This is a genomic window from Ascidiaceihabitans sp., assembly GCF_039986515.1.
GTDB lineage: Bacteria > Pseudomonadota > Alphaproteobacteria > Rhodobacterales > Rhodobacteraceae > Ascidiaceihabitans.
The window spans coordinates 13,796-30,840 of record NZ_JBDWQO010000018.1 but is presented as its reverse complement, the minus strand read 5'-3'; the positions used below and the strand labels follow the sequence as shown (position 1 = coordinate 30,840).

The 17,045-nt window shown below is 53.9% G+C and carries 13 protein-coding genes; 1 reads left to right on the top strand and 12 read right to left on the bottom strand.

Annotated features, from left to right (window positions below):
- Positions 1 to 3: 3 nt before the first annotated feature.
- From ABJL60_RS17690 to argH, 6 genes are all read right to left on the bottom strand, one after another.
- Positions 4 to 2,601 carry a TIGR02302 family protein gene (locus ABJL60_RS17690; RefSeq protein WP_348374164.1) on the bottom strand — a complete coding sequence of 866 codons (2,598 nt, stop codon included), beginning with the start codon at positions 2,599 to 2,601 and terminating at the stop codon, positions 4 to 6.
- A 39-nt stretch (positions 2,602 to 2,640) separates the two neighbouring features.
- On the bottom strand, positions 2,641 to 3,906 hold the full coding sequence (gene lysA, locus ABJL60_RS17685; protein ID WP_348288619.1) for a diaminopimelate decarboxylase: 1,266 nt from the start codon (positions 3,904 to 3,906) through the stop codon (positions 2,641 to 2,643).
- A 163-nt stretch (positions 3,907 to 4,069) separates the two neighbouring features.
- Positions 4,070 to 5,230, bottom strand: a complete 1,161-nt coding sequence (locus ABJL60_RS17680) for a sugar-transfer associated ATP-grasp domain-containing protein (RefSeq protein WP_348374163.1) — start codon at positions 5,228 to 5,230, stop codon at positions 4,070 to 4,072.
- A 107-nt stretch (positions 5,231 to 5,337) separates the two neighbouring features.
- Positions 5,338 to 5,655 carry a DUF2834 domain-containing protein gene (locus tag ABJL60_RS17675; RefSeq protein ID WP_348288623.1) on the bottom strand — a complete coding sequence of 106 codons (318 nt, stop codon included), beginning with the start codon at positions 5,653 to 5,655 and terminating at the stop codon, positions 5,338 to 5,340.
- A gap of 158 nt (positions 5,656 to 5,813) precedes the next feature.
- Positions 5,814 to 5,990, bottom strand: coding sequence for a hypothetical protein (locus ABJL60_RS17670; RefSeq protein WP_348288627.1), 177 nt, complete (start codon positions 5,988 to 5,990; stop codon positions 5,814 to 5,816).
- Positions 5,987 to 7,378, bottom strand: coding sequence for an argininosuccinate lyase (gene argH / locus ABJL60_RS17665; protein ID WP_348318594.1), 1,392 nt, complete (start codon positions 7,376 to 7,378; stop codon positions 5,987 to 5,989). The genes ABJL60_RS17670 and argH overlap by 4 nt, the downstream gene beginning before the upstream one ends.
- A 23-nt stretch (positions 7,379 to 7,401) precedes the next feature.
- Between argH and ABJL60_RS17660 the strand changes: the two genes are divergently transcribed.
- Complete coding sequence (locus tag ABJL60_RS17660; RefSeq protein ID WP_348374162.1) at positions 7,402 to 7,959, top strand: TlpA disulfide reductase family protein; 558 nt, start codon at positions 7,402 to 7,404, stop codon at positions 7,957 to 7,959.
- Positions 7,960 to 8,405: 446 nt separating this feature from the next.
- Here ABJL60_RS17660 and ABJL60_RS17655 read toward each other — a convergent pair whose 3' ends face one another.
- The 6 genes from ABJL60_RS17655 to ABJL60_RS17630 all read right to left on the bottom strand — a co-directional run bounded on the left by ABJL60_RS17655 (position 8,406) and on the right by ABJL60_RS17630 (position 16,953).
- The gene (locus ABJL60_RS17655) at positions 8,406 to 10,907 is read right to left on the bottom strand and encodes a calcium-binding protein (RefSeq protein ID WP_348374161.1); all 2,502 of its coding nucleotides are present in this window, start codon (positions 10,905 to 10,907) and stop codon (positions 8,406 to 8,408) included.
- A gap of 932 nt (positions 10,908 to 11,839) precedes the next feature.
- Positions 11,840 to 12,121 (bottom strand): DUF2267 domain-containing protein, encoded by a 282-nt coding sequence (locus ABJL60_RS17650; protein WP_348376571.1) that lies wholly within the window; start codon positions 12,119 to 12,121, stop codon positions 11,840 to 11,842.
- 256 nt (positions 12,122 to 12,377) lie between these two features.
- Positions 12,378 to 13,091, bottom strand: a complete 714-nt coding sequence (locus tag ABJL60_RS17645) for an HAD family hydrolase (RefSeq protein ID WP_348374159.1) — start codon at positions 13,089 to 13,091, stop codon at positions 12,378 to 12,380.
- 5 nt (positions 13,092 to 13,096) lie between these two features.
- Positions 13,097 to 14,791, bottom strand: a complete 1,695-nt coding sequence (locus ABJL60_RS17640) for an ABC transporter permease subunit (RefSeq protein ID WP_348374158.1) — start codon at positions 14,789 to 14,791, stop codon at positions 13,097 to 13,099.
- Positions 14,788 to 15,831, bottom strand: coding sequence for an ATP-binding cassette domain-containing protein (locus ABJL60_RS17635; RefSeq protein ID WP_348374157.1), 1,044 nt, complete (start codon positions 15,829 to 15,831; stop codon positions 14,788 to 14,790). The genes ABJL60_RS17640 and ABJL60_RS17635 overlap by 4 nt, the downstream gene beginning before the upstream one ends.
- Positions 15,832 to 15,957: 126 nt before the next feature.
- Positions 15,958 to 16,953 carry an ABC transporter substrate-binding protein gene (locus ABJL60_RS17630; protein WP_348374156.1) on the bottom strand — a complete coding sequence of 332 codons (996 nt, stop codon included), beginning with the start codon at positions 16,951 to 16,953 and terminating at the stop codon, positions 15,958 to 15,960.
- Positions 16,954 to 17,045 lie beyond the last annotated feature (92 nt).

The window sequence follows — 17,045 nt, the reverse complement described above, 5'->3', positions numbered from 1 at the left end:
CGTTCAGAAGCGATCCAACAGGCGTTTGAGGTAATCCAATTCCACCTCGCTGCGTTCGTTTTCACCCGAGCGGCGACGGATTTCGTCTAGCAAATCCTGTGCGCGTCGATACACATCTTCGCCTTGCAGCAATTCACCGTCGCTGCTGCCACCTTCGCCATTGCCTTGGTTGCGGCCCAATGGGTCAGTGTTCTGGGTTTGGCGGTTGGCTTCTGCGTTGCCTTGGCCCTGCTGTTGCTGTTCGTTTTCTTGCGCCAGTTGTTCGCCCAGCGCTTGTAACCCGTCGCGCAAGGCCTGCATGGCTTGCGCCTGATCATCAATGGCACCGGCAAGATCATCGTTGCGTAAGTTTTCCGCCGCGTCGTCCATCGCACGGCCGGCACGATCCAATGCGTCGCGTGCAGCTTGACCTTCAGGCGTTCCCGCACCCGGCAAACTGCCTTGCTGACGGTTCAGTTCATCCCGTAAGGCTTGCTGGCGGTCTGCCAATGACTGTTCGCCTGCACCAGATTGTCCCGACTGTGTGCCGCCTTCGCCTTGTTGCTGGCCTTGTTCTTCGCCTTCGCCGCCTTGCCCCTCATGGCTTTGGCCTTGCCCCTGACCGCCATTTCGTCCCTCGTTGCCCTGGCTTTCGCCGGTTTGAGCGTTTGGGTTGAACTGTTCTTGCAGATCGCGAAATGCCTGATCGCTCAGCCCTTGCTGGTTGCGCAGCGATTCCGACAGGTCTTCCATAGCTTGTTCGCCAGCAGAGCCTTCGCCCCCCTGTTGTTGCGACATCTGCATATTTTCCATCATTTCCTGGAATTCACGCAACGCTTCTTCGGCTTCGGCCATACGGCCCTGTTCCATCAACTCCTGGATGCGGTCCATCATGCGCTGGATGTCATCTTGCGTCAGCGTCAGCGCATCGTCAGAGTTCTGACGCTGCTCCGCGCCGTTTTCCTCATCGGAACCACGTTGTTGGGCCTCCCGCCGCAACTGGTTCATGTAGTCTTCGGTGGCACGGCTCAGTTCTTGCATCAGCTCCTGGATTTCCGCATCAGATGCGCCGTCGCGCATTGCCTGACTTAGGCGTTCCTGCGCACGGCGCATGCGTTCCAATGCGTCTTGCAAATCGCCCTCTTCCAGCTCAAGCGCCAACGCCCAAAGATCGGCTGCGATGGCCTCTTGCTGTTCCGTATCCAGTTCCAGTCTGGCTTGGGTTTCCAAGCTGCGGATCACTTGGCGCAAACGCAATGCCGTGACTTCGGATCGCATAATATCTGAGGGGCGATGCACCACAGCCCGCAAAATCTGCGCCACGCGCCCGGCATTGCTGCGCGACCACAAAAGATCGCGCCGTTGTTCGATGATCGCCGCCGCCGCAGGGTCAAAGAACCTACGTCCCGGCAGAACAATCGCCCGAGGTGCCGTTTGTGTGATCTGTTCGGATGCATCAAGCGCCGTAAGCGTAATTGTGACGGGTAAATTGGACCATGGATGCTCTGAAAAGTCTTCGACCAGATTTTCTTCAAATTCGGCGCGGTCCCCCGAGATTGGCATCGGCAAAGGCACGACAATTTCACCGCGCATTTCGGGTGTGACCGCAAGTCCATGTGTGCGGGTCACTGCCTTCAGGTCTAACGCGATGCGGGCTTCGCCTGCTTCAACGCCATAGTCATCACTGGCAGCAAAAGGCAATGTCATTTGACCAAGCGCAGATGCTTCAGGATCGGCGAGCACTGCGACCCGCGGGGCTGCGTCTTCAACCACAGCAATGTCCCACACCCGACCGCCTGGACCGTTGATGGCAATCGTGCCGTCTTGTAAGATTGTGAAGTCCTGTTCGCTGTTGGACGCAGGGGGCACTTCGGTGCGGCCCGACACAGTTTCCGACAGGGTCAATGCGCCCACTTCGCCGTACATTCGCAACGTGATCAAACTGCCTGAAGGCACCGACAACGGACCTTCAGGAATGTCGTTCAAATAGATAGTGGGCTTTCCGGTATAGCGCGGCGCATCCAGCCAGCCTTCCCAAACAGGGCCGTTCGCAAGCGCTGTGCCACCTGCCCCAAGGTCTGTCACCGACCCAACACGCGTCAATGATCCGAAAAAGACAGCAACCACCAATGCCAGCAAGGCAGCATAGCGCAACGCATAAGGGTCACGGTCCGCTACACGCAAATCGCCAGCCACAGGTGTTGCAGCTTCGGCCCGCGCGGCCATCCGCGCCTGATGTGCGCGCCAAACGGCTGTGGATGCCGCATCGCTTGCACCGATTGCCTGACTGTCGCGCAACGCCTGAATGGGCCGCCCGGGCAGGCTTGCATCAAGTCGTGCAAGAGCCTGTTCACGACTGGGCAGCCGAAATTTACGAAACGCGTAGAACAGCGCGACCAGCCCAAAGGCGCCCGCAACAACCGCGCAGATCCAGATCGCTTCAAGCGGCACCATATCGTGCAGGCCCATCATCAAGAAGGCGAGCACCGCCATCACCACCGTCATAAGTGGCCACAAGGCACGCATCAGGTTTTCCGAAACCATGCCGAACCACGTCAGGCGCAAAGGCCACACCAGTGACTTCATGCTGCGGGCAATGTCATGTTTCGAAAAAGAAGCCATTTGGTAAACTCTCCGACCCCTTCCGACGCAAACCGACGCCTAGAGCCATTCTGGAATGGTATCTCGATTTATCATTTCGTCAAAGGTCGGACGTCGGCGGATAACCGCGAATTGATCGCCGTGCACCAAAACTTCCGGAATAAGGGGCCGGGAATTGTATTCAGACGCCATGACAGCGCCATAAGCACCGGCAGATCTAAAGGCGACCAGTTCGCCTGCCTTCATTTCCGGCATATCGCGGTGCTTTGCAAAAGTGTCGCCAGATTCGCAAACCGGACCAACAATATCGTAGGTCGCAGGCTCTGCGCCGGGCGTTGGTTCTACCACGGGGATGATATCGTGGTGTGCATCGTACATTGCGGGGCGGATCAGGTCGTTCATTGCACCATCAATGATCAGAAATTCGCGGTCTTCGCCTTCTTTGACGTAGATCACTTCGCTGACCATGAGCCCCGCATTGCCCGCGATCAAGCGGCCCGGTTCTATTTCGATTTCGCACCCCAAATGACCCAAAGTGCGCTTGACCAATGCGCCGTAGTCGCTGGGCAGTGGCGGGGCCTCGTTTGATTGGTGGTAGGGAATGCCCAAGCCGCCGCCCAGATCCAGACGCGTGATGGTGTGGCCTTCGGCGCGCAGTTCCTGCGTCAATTCCGCCACTTTGTTGTAGGCGTCTTCATAGGGTTGCAGGTCTGTCAATTGACTGCCGATATGCACGTCAATGCCGATCACTTGCAAACCTTTCATGGTCGCGGCCAATGCGTAGACCTCTTTGGCCCGTGAAATCGGAATGCCAAATTTGTTTTCGGATTTGCCCGTTGCGATTTTCGCATGCGTTTTCGCGTCGACATCGGGGTTCACCCGAATGGTGATGGGCGCCACTTTGCCCAGCCGCAACGCAACAGCGTTCAGCACGTCCATTTCAGGTTCGGATTCCACGTTGAATTGACGGATACCTCCGGTCAACGCCAACTCTATTTCCTCAGCCGTTTTGCCCACACCTGAAAACACGATACGGTCGCCCGGCACACCCGCAGCCCGCGCCCGGCGGTATTCACCACCCGAAACCACGTCCATACCCGCGCCCGCGTCGCCCAAAGTCTTCAGGATCGCCTGATTGCTGGCTGCCTTCATTGCGTAACAGACAAGATGGTCCATGCCCTCCAAGGCATCATCAAACAACTTGAAATGACGCAGCAAGGTCGCAGTCGAATAGACGTAAAACGGCGTGCCCACAGCGGCGGCAATCTCGGCCACAGGGACATCTTCGGCGTGCAAAGCGCCGTCTTTGTAAAGAAAATGATCCATGGCACCGCATTAGCCACGAATCCAGAAACCCGACAACCCCAAAGGCGTATCAATACAACGCCAGTCAAGAAGCACACCGGAAGAAAAGCGCGGAAAAAAACGACGTACCGTGCAAAGGGTACGCCGCTTGGCAGCAAGTCTGACTTGGAGGGTCAGTAAGCCGTCATTTACCCTTCAACCGGGCCAGTTGTTTTGTTTGTCGCGTCGCAACAGCGGCCCAAACGGGGGCCAAGTCAGCGTTGTTGACCCCTTTGCCTGAAGCAAGCTGATAGAGCATATGCGATGGGTTATCGTTGCATTCCAGAACCTTGGGACCATCTGGCGTTACGGCAATGTCAAATCCACAGACGCCGAATTCAGGAAAAACTGCATGCGCGTCGGTGGCCATTTGAAGCGTTTCTGCCCAGAATGGCAATGTTTGCCCAACCACGGCAACACCAGAAACCGGATGATCATCGAAGGTTTCCGTCTCAAGGCCTGTGCCCCGATTGCAGGTTGTCACTGTGCCGCTGGCCAGATCCAGCATCGCCAATAGGCTGCCGTGTTGCCAGAAGTTGTCCGACATCGCGTCCGGCGCGGGCATTTTCCAGAGTGCGTAAGCTGGTTTCGCGCCGGTCCCGTCATTGACAGTCACCACACGGACGCATCCCACCGCAGGCCCTGCAATGTGGGCCATATCCGCATGCGGGTCCAATGCCGTCTGTATCATAAAGCCGCCTGGATACTGTGCGAACACATCCTTGGCAAACTGCTCGACCCCGATGCGGCGGCCGTTGGCCATCAGCAATTCGTCACCGTCGGTCCCGTTGATGCGCACCGACCCTTCAGACAAAGATCCGTGATGCGGTTTGCCAAACAGCGGATATTTGGCATCGTTTCGCAAGAAATCGACAAGCGTTTGCGCGTCTTTCAGAACTGGTAGCGTTCCCAATGTGCGAAACGTACTGACCAACGCCTGAGTGTGTGATGTGGCAATGCCCAACTTCGCCAACAGTTCTGTGTACAGCAGTTTATTGCCCACAAACGCGCGTGTCGGAACCGCCATCGGCGGGTTCATCGACGCGTTCAGTGCGTTTATACCGTTTTGTCCTGTAAATGATGCTTTGTCTGCACGTGCTGGGTCAAACAGCCGCAAACTGTAGTATTCTGCCCCACTCATTTTGCGCGCACCGAACCGCAGCCCCATGATATCGCGCATTTGCCGCACGGGCGATACGCCATATTCTTTTGCAACCTGAACGATGGCCGGTGTCTGCGGGGTCGCCGTTTCGGTTGGGGCCTCCAACAATGAGGACTGGGCTGTATCTATGCTTGCGTCTGCCATGGGATTTCCGTCTTGCGTTGCGTCAAAAATATCTATCGCACACACATATATTCAGAAATAATGGCGCAAATTGGGCAGTATTGTTTCCAATTTGAACGAACGCAGTGTTACGCTACAGGCCGCGTCCGTAAAAACAAATACAGTGGGAGCCCGCATGAAACCCCGATGCAGAAGGTGGCGGGAATAGCCATCAGCGCCAGCCAATTGCGCCGCACAGCCACCTCCGCAATGATCCAGATTGTTAACGTCACAGCGGCAATCGTCAGATCCCACACCAGACCGCTGGCTGCTGCATTGACGTGCCACGCATCGACCATAGCCATGATATCATAGCCATTTTCGTTGAACCACGTGATGAAGTAATACATCGGGTGGATTGCCCCCCAAATGGCAAGGGCAAGATAAATCATACGCAGCAAAGACATTCAGAACGACCTTTTGACGCCCACCTTGGCATGGCCCGACACTGTGACGCCGGGTTCATATTTGGAAGGCTGTTGCTTGTCTGACGTATACGTAGGACCACCGCCGCCCGGATCACACGCCCCGAGCCCCAGAACGATCAATATCGCAGCAAAGCGCATCAAAAGATGTTCCAGCCGATGCTGACCGGGCCTTTGCGTACGGACACGCCGACATTGCCATTCACGCCGCCGGATCCGACACTGACGCCTGCGCTTAGGTTCGGCTGTACTGGTTCGCCATCGGCGCCGCAGGCCGCCAACACAACTGCAAAGATCAGCCCAAAGGTCAGTCTCATGCCAGAATTTCCTTCCACCGTTTGATCTGTTCACGCACCTGTGCCGGTGCTGTCCCGCCATAGGATATACGCGAATTGACCGAGTTTTGCACGCCCAACACGTCAAACACGTCAGCGGTGATGTGCTTATGCACCGATTTCATATCATCAAGACTAAGGTCCGGCAGGTCACATTCTTTAGATTCCGCCATGCCCACAAGGGTGCCCGTCACGTGATGCGCATCGCGAAATGGCATGCCCAAAACACGCACCAGCCAGTCTGCCAGATCGGTCGCAGTCGAAAACCCTGAGGCTGCGGCCACTGCAAGGCTTTCGCGGTTGGCGGTCATGTCTTTGACCATGCCTTCCATCGCAGCCATCGCCAGCATCCAACTGTCGGCGGCGTCAAAGACCTGTTCTTTGTCTTCCTGCATGTCCTTGGAATAGGTCAGTGGCAATCCCTTCATCACCATCATCAACCCGGTGTTGGCCCCGTAAATGCGCCCCACCTTGGCACGGATCAATTCCGCAGCATCGGGGTTTTTCTTTTGCGGCATGATCGAAGAGCCTGTGGAAAAGCGGTCCGACAAAGCCACAAAGCGGAACTGGGCAGATGACCAGATCACCAGTTCTTCGGCAAAGCGCGACAGATGCATGGCGCTGATGCTGGCCACGCTCAGGAACTCAAGCGCAAAGTCGCGGTCGCTGACGGCGTCCAGCGAATTGGCGGCAGGGGCGTCAAAGCCCAGCGCCTTGGCCGTCATGTGGCGATCAATCGGAAAGGACGTGCCAGCCAAGGCCGCCGCACCCAAAGGCGAAGTGTTCATACGCGCACGCGCGTCGCGGACGCGGGACAGATCGCGGCCAAACATCTCGACATAGGCCATCATGTGGTGACCCCATGTGACGGGTTGGGCCACTTGCAGGTGCGTAAATCCGGGCATGACCCAATCCGCGCCGGCCTCAGCCTGTCCCAAAAGGGCGTGGATCAAAGCCAACAAACCAGCTTCCGCGGCATCAAACTGATCGCGCACCCACAGTTTGAAATCTGTGGCGACCTGATCGTTGCGCGAACGGCCTGTGTGCAAACGCCCCGCCGGTTCGCCAATAATCTCTTTCAACCGGCTTTCCACATTCATGTGGATGTCTTCCAAAGCGGTGGAGAACTTGAAATCCCCACCCTCAATTTCTGACAAGACCGTGAGCAGGCCTTCACGGATCGCTTCAACATCGGTATCTGTCAAAATGTTCGTGGCGCCCAACATGGCGGCATGGGCGCGCGAGCCTGCGATATCCTGGGCTGCCATGCGCTGGTCAAATCCGATGGATGCATTAATTGCTTCCATAATCGCATCGGGACCAGCGGCAAAGCGGCCGCCCCACATGGTGTTCGAGGTATTGTCTGTCATCTGCCTGACCCTTCGGAGGGAATATGAAAACTACTGTTGCTGCGCTCGTTTATACGGCCCTTGCCGTCTTCGCAAACCCTGCCTTGTCCGATGTGGACGCCGCAGCGGCCTTGCGCACTGGCGACATGAAAAAACTGGTCTTTCATAGCAGCCCCGAGGCCGTACCGAACAAAGCCTTTCAATTGGCCGATGGCGCGGGCGACAAATCTTTGAACGCCTATCGCGGCAAGCATGTGTTGGTCAATTTCTGGGCAACCTGGTGTGCACCCTGCCGCAAGGAAATGCCCATGCTGTCGGAATTGCAAACCGAATTTGGCGGCGATGATTTTGAAGTCGTGACCATCGCCACAGGGCGCAATTCACCCGCTGGCATACAAAAATTCTTTGCTCAGACAGGCATAGACAACCTGCCCCGCCATCAAGACCCCAAACAACAACTGGCCAGCCAGATGGGTGTTTTTGGTTTGCCCATCACCGTGATCATCGATCCCGAGGGCCGCGAAATCGCACGCCTGCGAGGTGATGCGGACTGGGCGTCGGATAGCGCGAAGGCGATAATTAGGACATTGGTGGCTGAGTAACTCAAAGCCTTTTCATGAATGTCAGCTTAGCGGGACAAAGTGATGCTTGAACCTGGTGGGATGAATGGCTGCTTTCGAGAAAATAGCCTCTGTCCTAGTGTAATTCGATCCATCCAATATACGTTGTCTTTGAGTGTCTATTAGACCTGCACTTTGCAGTTTTAGTTGAAGCTCCGCAGCACTGCTTAAAAGATGCAGCCAGCCATATATTGGAGCAAAATCCAGAACGGAAGTACGCTTGATCTTTTTCTAACGAAACGCTTACATGAGCCTGTCCGGGCGAACAAACAATTTGCTGATCCCGCTAAATCCGCACCTGTCGAATTCCAACCTCTGTTACTTCGCAATGCCGCTCAGAACCGTTTGGTTACAGACATGGGCGTACCCCTGCCACAAGCAGGCGCTGCGTCAGGGGAGAAGAAGAACATTTCGCACGGCCAACGGAATCAAATGCGATACTCGTCGTTGAAGTTTGAATTGTCGATACCGATGTCCGCCACGGTCAGTGCCTGACCTCCTGTCACACGGGCTACAACAATATCACCAATCAAAATCTCGGAACCGGTGCCATCCGCAAACACGTTCAAAGAAATATCAGCAACGTCAGGGGGCCCGCTACCCGGGAACCCTGCAAGAACAACGTAGTCTTCAGCAGGGTCAAAATCGGTAATAATGGTAGGGGGCAACTGCTCCGGCGCATCCGAATATCGCGGATTGTCGATGATACCAAAAACATCAGATCCCGCGCCACCTGTCAGAATATTGCCGTTGGTCGAAATCAGATCGTCGTCTCCGTCACCGCCCAGCAGCGTATCTGTTTCGATGCGTGTCTCGTAATCCAGTTCGTGGTAATATGGAATGATCGTTCCACCATCGCCAATCAGTGTGTCGTTGCCACCGCCCCCTTCAAGCAGATCACTACCGCCGTAGTTGCTGGAAATACGATCATCACCAATATTGCCTATAATGTGGTCATTGCCGTAGCTGCCGGTCACGTCAATGCCCGTGTCGCCATCGTTTGGCCCTAGGGTGTAAGTGGTAAGTCCGTCGTCATCATATTCAAGCTCAACTGATATATCCAAATCGACAAGCGTGAAGGTTTTGGCGCTAAGGATTTCGGCAACAAGATCGTCACCAACATACAGGTCATTGCCACTGCCATCTTCGCGCGGCTGCAATGCAAACCCACCGCCATCGCCGTCGCCGTCGCCTGCGGTCACGGTAACCCTTAGTTGATCAACGTCAGGATCGAAATCTTCGATCCGTGAAACAAGATCATCATCTAGAGCGTCAAACAAACGGAAAACGTCTGCGCCGTCGCCGCCAGTGACGGTACTGCCATGCTCAAAGCTAAGTGTGTCATCACCGTCGCCCGCATCAATGACGCTGGTGTTGATTGGTCCAGAGTTGCCGCCGTATCCTCGGCGTCCAAAGATGAAATCGTTGCCATCACCGCCGTTCATGGTGTTTAGTCCGTTGCCGCCTTCAAGCACATCATTGCCGGCACCGCCGTCTAAATGATCATTGCCGTAACCACCGCGCAATTCATCACTACCGTCACCGCCAATCAGCGTGTCATTGCCGCGATTGGCCCAAATAGTGTCATTGCCGGTGCCGCCATCGACGACATCGTCACCATTATGCGTACGCAAATAATCGTTGCCGCCTTCACCAAAGACGGTGTCGTTGCCAAAATCTTCTTCTGATGGTTCGGAGTAATAGACTTCGGTTACAGAGTCGTCACCCTCACCAGCGAAAATCAAGTCTGCACCCGCCCCGCCGATCATAATGTCGTCACCAGTGCCGCCAGACAGTGTGTCATCGCCTTGTTCGCCATACAGCCAGTCATCGCCAGCATCACCATTGAGGATGTCGTCGCCGCCACCGCTTTCAATTGAATCTGCGCCCGTGCCGCCGTTGATTGTATCCAAACCACCCTGGCCGATCACGGTGTCGTCGCCGTCGTTCATATTGACCAAATTGTTTTCGGGTTCAGTCATATAGTTGGTGTTGTTTCCGTCTTCATCGTCGAATTGAAAGACCTCGGATGGCTCTACCTGATCTGTCTCGATAAACAGGATCTCGGTCAAATCGGTCGGCTCGGACAATCCTTCTAACGAAACGATCACACCATTGGACAATTGGATTTGCACGCCGTCGGGACCTACTGTTTGACTTGCAACCGTTACGTCTTCTCCAGGGGCGACCTCGACAATAATGTTGTCCTCGCCTTCGGTGAAATCAGAAATCGTGCCAAAGTCGGTGCCACCGTTCACAAGCTTGAAGATATCGCTACCTTCACCACCAATAGCCGTTCCAGCACCCGCGAGATGCAATTCATCATCACCCTCACCGCCAAACAACGTATCTTGGCCACCCTCGCCAAACAGGCTGTCAGAACCTTCGCCGCCAATCAGGACATCGTCTTGTCCGCCCCCGGAAAGAACATCATCGCCAGCTCCACCATCAAGCGTGTCAGCGCCACGGGCACCGGTAAGTGTATCGTTGCCTGAATCACCGGACAGGCCATCATTACCGGCCCCACCGGCGACACTGTCGTTCCCGTTGCCGCCTGATACCTGATCGTCACCCGCATCACCGTTGACGTAGTCGTCGCCTTCGCCACCCAATACTGTGTCATCGCCCGTGCCACCACGCAGACTGTCTTCGCCAGCCTCGCCTGTGATCAAATCATCATCGCGTGCACCATGAATTGTGTCGTTGCCTTGGTTGCCCGACAAAGTGTCATCGCCCCATGATCCATAAATCAGATCGTCCCCACCTTCGCCCGAAAGCAGGTCATCGCCGCGATGGCCGCGTAAAAGATCATCGCCTTCTCCTCCGGAAACGTTGTCGTCTTCTTGGGTTCCAACGACGTCATCATCCTCTGGACTTGCAACAAAGACCGAACCGGCCGCGAGGCTCAAAAGAGTCAATAAATACAACATGGCAAAAAATTCCCTGGTGAAATCTGGTTAAAACTTCGCGATCGCTACCCGCTATGCGGGCAGATGGATTGGGTATTGTCAAGCAATGCACTTCCGATTGTTTCGCATTAAGAAACAAAAGGCATCTAAAGTTCAAACCAATGAAAACTTGCCCTGTAATGATTTCCTTAGCTCCAATTGTCCGTTCAAACATTCGACACTGGCGCGATCAGATTTAACCACCTTACATGTAGTGCTCGATCACGCTCCAACGCTGCCTTGGCCTCCATTCGTATTTAAGCCTATTTGTCCCAAGTGATCGTCTGGGACATGGCGCACAGCACGCGCGAATATCTTTGACAGACGACTTTGAATATTTGTAAGCGCTGAAGATAGACGCCTATATTAACTTGTCAGTTTGTTGGAAGCTAAGCGCAGGAAAAATTCTTTGGGGTCGCAAGCGATATCAGTCCTACTTGTCAAAGTTCCATGGCATGAGCTCGTCGATACCAGCGGCATGATGCCCTGCCGCGATAGGTTCCAGCGTCGTTGTAATAAGCGTAGGGCTTAGGGTTTGAAGCTGCGCTTACGATACCGTTTTTAGCCTCAGCGGTTGGGGCATCCATCTTAGCTGCAGTATCATGGTGACCGACTGGCCGTCGCTTCAAATGATCAGAACGAAATTTAGGCACCCGACATTCTTGCATCGTGCAGCATTCGTCAAATTGGGCTCAAACCGGACTTGCGGCAGTGCGGCACCTAAAAATCAGCGGTTCGGTGCAGTTAAGGTCAGCTTAGCGGACGAAGCCGCCATTCACGGTCTCATTCGGAAAGTCCGCTTTCGCCGCTACATTATCCGCTGGTCTAGCTCCGACGGGTCTTTGACATCGACATGCCAGAACGCCACGGTCTCTTCGGGGAACTGCATCAGCACTCTTTCGAAATCTCTATTGTCAGTGCACCGTCGGATTGCCCAAAGCTGTCGCTTCGATTGCGTTGTCTGGCGTTAGATTGTGCTTAACGCGGACTTGTTTAGCCTCATTTGTTAGCGCCTGCCGCTCCTCAAAAGGAACCGGCGGTTTGGAAACATCCCAATCCTTTACAAAAATCGCGCGAAGGACTGCCGGAAGAACACTTGCGAATGCCAGACCCTGTTGTGCTGTCAGGCGGCATCTGAAGACCTGCAAAACCGCATCTACGGCGGTATAGGCCATATTGTCAGATTCGAGAGACATGCGCTCTTTCACATCAACAAGAAAGGCGCGTCACTCTTTGGAAGCGTGGCGGTATGTCCAAGGCATCGGCATTTACGGTCTAACCTCACCCACAATCAGTTATTGCCAAATATAGCCGAAAGACGGCCGAGGCGTCGAGCCCAACGCTTTTGCAACAGCAGGCATTCGTGCAGATCGCAGCACTGGTCATTGTGGCCTCATCGCGTCCGACCGTGTCATGCATTCACTTAGGAGTCATATGCGCACTTTACTCAACTCAGATAAAAATGCCGAATAGCTCAGGCAATTTGGAAATATCGTCTAAAATGAAATCAGACAGTGGCTTCAGATCATCAATTTTTCCATTTCCGCTTAGCACTGCTATGCACAAGCCTGCATTGGCGTGACGGGCCATTTCCATATCCTGCGGATTGTCACCGATCATGGCAACCTGCGACGGTTCAAGCTTCAGTTTTCGGCAAAAACCCTCGAACATGCCCGGTTCCGGCTTGTGCCCGTATCCGGAGTTGTAGCCTGCGGTATAGCCGAAAAACGGTGTGAGGCCCAGGCTATCCAGAAACACCTTGATTGATTGCTCACTGTCGCTGCTGGCAACGCCAAGTTTGTACTCTTGGCCGTGAAACGCTCGGACGACCCCGCCAACATTGTCTGCCGGGACAGCGCTTTGCATTGCTTCAGTAAATATTCCATCAAGCAATTCGATGAGGTCTGGTTCAGAAAGACGAGCTCCGGACATCATCCACGCCTGCGCGATTTCTTCGGAATTGCCTGCCCCTAAGATTGTTCCGGCCTGAACAGTTTTGGTCGCGAGGTCGTAGCCGGTGGATACGAGAAGTTTGTTGGCAAGATTTTCATTCTGGCTCGCAGCAGCAAATGCGGCTTCGCGGTTGATAGGTCCCCAGGTTTCTTCGTATTTCAGAAGTGTCCCGTCTTTGTCAAAGAGGATACCCTTGATATCGCCTATTTTCATTATGCTTACCTGATCAATGAGATTTTTTTTGCGCCGCCAACCCAAAGGATAGTGCGCACGATAAGAAGCATCGCGAGAACGATTGCCATAATACAGACCGAAAATGCCGCCGCTTGATTGCTGGCACCTCGGTCGGCAAGTTGCAGGACAGATACGGCAGCCACTTGTGTTTTGGGTGTGATGAGAAAGATGACAGCAGACAGCGACACCATGGCGCGCATGAAGAAAAACACCCCAACCCCTAACAACGTTGGCCACAAAAGTGGCAACGTCACTTTGAAGAGGGTGCGCAGCGTACTGCCACCCAGAACCGACGAGGCTTCATCGAATGATTTGCTGATTTGCTTGAGGCTGGTTGTGGTGATCAGAAAACCCTGCGCGTGGTTGTAGTATATGTAAAGCAGGACAATCAAAGGGAAGGTTCCATAGAGGAAATTAAGCGGGTTCGACAGGCTGTTAAATGCTAGAACATACCCCAGACCCAGAACCATGCCCGGGACTGAGGCCGGCAAGATGGACAAAAATGAAATGGGGCCCACGAAGACATTTCGATACTTTTGAGACACGATCGCTGCGGTTGCGACAATCGCAACACCTATGGTCGCGGTTAGGATGGCGACGATAACCGAATTCCAAAGCGGGCGGGTACCATTCTGCACGTCGAATGCATAATGCTTCAACGAGAATTCCAAATTGTACGGCCAGAGCACCACAAAACTTGCGACGATCACAATCGCCGGTATCGCCAGGAAGATCAGTGTAATCGCACAGGAATACGCGCCAAAAGCCATGTCGCGCAGGCTGTTTGGTCGGATCTGAAGTGCCGAGGACTGATCAGTGATCTGGGCGTGCTGACTTTTGGAAATGCGGCGCTCGATGATTTTTGTCACGACTGCTGGGAGCAAAAGCATGACACCGATAACGGCACCCAGTCCGAATTTGCCTTGACCGATAACTTTGTTGTAGATTTCTGTAGCGAGCACGTTGAACTCACCGCCGATGACAATGGCATTCCCGAAATCAGTGATCGACAGAGAAAATGTTACAAAAATTGCCGCCACAATTCCATAACGTGTCGAGGGCAAGGTGACTGTACGGAAAATGCGAAACGGTTTGGCCCCCATCACAATGGCACCTTCGTAAAGCCGAGCATCAGTGACGGCCAAGGCGGCTGACAAGATCAGGAAGGCGTAAGGAAAAGTATAAAGCGTGTTGGCCAGCGCCACGCCCCAGAAGCCATAAATGTCGATGTCAAACCCAAGGAACCGGTTCAGAACGCCATTACGACCTAAGATAAAGATCAGGCCTTGGGCCTGAACCAATGATGGCGCAAACAGTGGTGTCATGATCACGATGCGCAATAGGCCCTTCAGTGGGATATTTGAGCGTTGCAGTGCATAGGCATACGTATATGCCAGAATAACCGCCAGACTTGCCGAAACTGAGGACATCAGAAGACTGTTTGCGATGAGTCCCCAAAACCTGCCTGCTGTGAGCGTTTCAACATAATTGCTTATCCCGAAACCATCCCCAGTTTCAAAACTGCGCCAGAAGATTGATATAATCGGTACGACTAGAAAGGCGATCATCAATGAAAAGACAGCAATCGACAGGATCATCGCGACAGCATTGTCTGTTATATGAAAACTCGATCGTTGGGTTCCCGTTGTGGGCGGCGCTTTGTTGGTAGAAAGGTTCATGATTGCAACTCGCGTAGATGGTCAGGGTTCAGGTTTGCAAAAACCTTGTTACCGACTGCAGCGGTCGCGGCTGCCCCGTGCAATTCAACCGTAAGGATCTGGTCAGGTGCACAGTCCGGCGAAATGCCAACAATGCTAAAGTTTCCAAGAAAGCGGACTGTTGTCACGGTCGCAGGCAGGGATACGACGTTTTGAAAAGGCTCTGTAGACAATGTAATCGCTTCGGGTCTTATCCCGAGCACAGCATCGTGAGACATTGGCGTTAACGCCTTCAATGGTTGCGAGCCAAAAAACGGCACACCATCGGCACCGCTTGTGACACGCAGCGTATTGATGCTGCCTATAAAGTTGGCGACGAATTCTGTTTTGGGGGTGTTGTAGAGGTCTTGGGCAGAACCGACCTGCTCTATCCGGCCGTCGCGCAGAACAACGATCTGATCAGCCATTTCCAGGGCTTCGGCCTGATCATGCGTGACCATGATGGTTGTAATTCCGGTATCGTGTTGAATTCTTTTGATTTCCTGACGCAACTCGGTGCGGACCTTGGCATCAAGTGCTGACAAGGGCTCATCCAATAGCAAGACCGACGGTTCGGTAGCGATAGCGCGGGCAATGGCCACGCGTTGCTGCTGCCCGCCCGACATCTGGTTTGGAAGTTTGTGCGCCTGATCGACAAGGTGCACCATATCTAGCATCTCTTTTGCCCGGGCATTTGCCCTTTTGGGGTCCCAGCCACGACACTCCAGACCATAGGTGACGTTTTTTAGGGCGGTCAGGTTGGGAAACAGCGAATACGACTGGAAGACAACACCGAAGTTCCGCTGAGAAGGATGTTTGTTCGATAGATCGACGGCATCTAGATGAATGGTACCGGAATCGGCCGTTTCAAGCCCGGAAATCACCCGCAATAGAGTTGTTTTTCCGCAACCAGAAGGACCAAGAAAACTAGTGAAGCTTCCATCCGGTATTTTTAGGGAAACGTCGTCCAATGCACGGACGCTATCAAAAAATTTGGACAAATTTCGAATTTCGAGTGTCATTGGCGCATCCGATTAGATTGGGAATTAGGTTAGCCGAGAGGGCCCTGCGATCCTCTCGGTGTTAGAACCTAGGCGCGTGAAATACTGGGAGATCGCGCCTAGGGAATTCGAGCAAAAGTAGAAGTACTACTCGTATCTGCTTTGCCACTCAGCAATGATTGCTGCGCGATCGTTTGCGGCGGCTCCAAAGTCGGTCGGGTGCAGAACCGTCGACGTGTCTTCAGGCAGGCCCGCGTCAATGAACCGCTGCGGCATAGTTCCTCCGGGAATGGTCACAATCGCCTTCCAGTCAAGATAGGCAGTTGCAGCTTCAGTCGTGACCGTCCAGTCTAAGAAACGACGTGCATCTTCTTTGTTGTCCGACGACGCAACTAGAGCGTTAGCTTCAAGTTCGTTGCCTGATCCTTCTGACGGGATGGCCATCGAAATCGGAAAACCCTCTGCAATATTCTTGATTGCACGCATATCATAAGAGGCACCAACTGCGTATTCACCCGCCGACGCGGCGTGGCATGGTTTGGAACCCGACTTGATGTATTGAGCGACATTGCCGTCAAGCTGGTCAAGCATAGCCCAACCAGCCTCCTCACCCATCATTTGCAGGAGCGAACTTACCATGATGTAACCTGTCCCTGAAGAAGCAGGGTTCGGCATCACGACTTCACCTTGATATTCGGGCTTAAGAAGATCGGCCCATGATGTCGGCGCTTCAAGCCCCAATGTTTCGAGACGTTCGTTATTCACGCAGAACGCAGCCATATACCCAGTTACCGCAAACCATTTGTCATCTTCCGATCGGAATGCTGCGGGGATGCTGTCCACGCCGACTGGTGTGTAGGGCTCCAGTGTTTCTTCTATTTCAGGGTTTACAATGGTAGATGCGGCGAAACCCCAGATGACATCGTGCTGTGGATTTCCCTTTTCCGCGATGATGCGGGCCGCCAGATCGCCTGTGGAAAGGCGTAGCATGTTGAATGCGATATCGGGCATGGCCTCAGCAGCCAATTCCAGAAAAGCCGCTGCTTCGTCCTCTTCGTAGGACGTATAAACTGTTAGTTCGCCGGCGAGCGCTGTCGTCGAAAGAAGTGCAGCCAGGGCACTTGTTGCTAGTAGAGTTTTCATGGGGCCTCCTGTTTATGTTGGAGCGAAGTGCTCTAGCAACACTGTAAGAAATGTAAGATAAATTACAAGTATTCTGTCAACTTTCTTACATT

Bases quoted from the DNA above. Each gene is read 5' to 3' on its own strand.
- ABJL60_RS17690 (WP_348374164.1), bottom strand. From the start codon at position 2,601: ATGGCTTCTTTTTCGAAACATGACATTGCCCGCAGCATGAAGTCACTG.
- lysA (WP_348288619.1), bottom strand. From the start codon at position 3,906: ATGGATCATTTTCTTTACAAAGACGGCGCTTTGCACGCCGAAGATGTC.
- ABJL60_RS17680 (WP_348374163.1), bottom strand. From the start codon at position 5,230: ATGGCAGACGCAAGCATAGATACAGCCCAGTCCTCATTGTTGGAGGCC.
- ABJL60_RS17675 (WP_348288623.1), bottom strand. From the start codon at position 5,655: ATGTCTTTGCTGCGTATGATTTATCTTGCCCTTGCCATTTGGGGGGCA.
- ABJL60_RS17670 (WP_348288627.1), bottom strand. From the start codon at position 5,990: ATGAGACTGACCTTTGGGCTGATCTTTGCAGTTGTGTTGGCGGCCTGC.
- argH (WP_348318594.1), bottom strand. From the start codon at position 7,378: ATGACAGACAATACCTCGAACACCATGTGGGGCGGCCGCTTTGCCGCT.
- ABJL60_RS17660 (WP_348374162.1), top strand. From the start codon at position 7,402: ATGAAAACTACTGTTGCTGCGCTCGTTTATACGGCCCTTGCCGTCTTC.
- ABJL60_RS17655 (WP_348374161.1), bottom strand. From the start codon at position 10,907: ATGTTGTATTTATTGACTCTTTTGAGCCTCGCGGCCGGTTCGGTCTTT.
- ABJL60_RS17650 (WP_348376571.1), bottom strand. From the start codon at position 12,121: ATGTCTCTCGAATCTGACAATATGGCCTATACCGCCGTAGATGCGGTT.
- ABJL60_RS17645 (WP_348374159.1), bottom strand. From the start codon at position 13,091: ATGAAAATAGGCGATATCAAGGGTATCCTCTTTGACAAAGACGGGACA.
- ABJL60_RS17640 (WP_348374158.1), bottom strand. From the start codon at position 14,791: ATGAACCTTTCTACCAACAAAGCGCCGCCCACAACGGGAACCCAACGA.
- ABJL60_RS17635 (WP_348374157.1), bottom strand. From the start codon at position 15,831: ATGACACTCGAAATTCGAAATTTGTCCAAATTTTTTGATAGCGTCCGT.
- ABJL60_RS17630 (WP_348374156.1), bottom strand. From the start codon at position 16,953: ATGAAAACTCTACTAGCAACAAGTGCCCTGGCTGCACTTCTTTCGACG.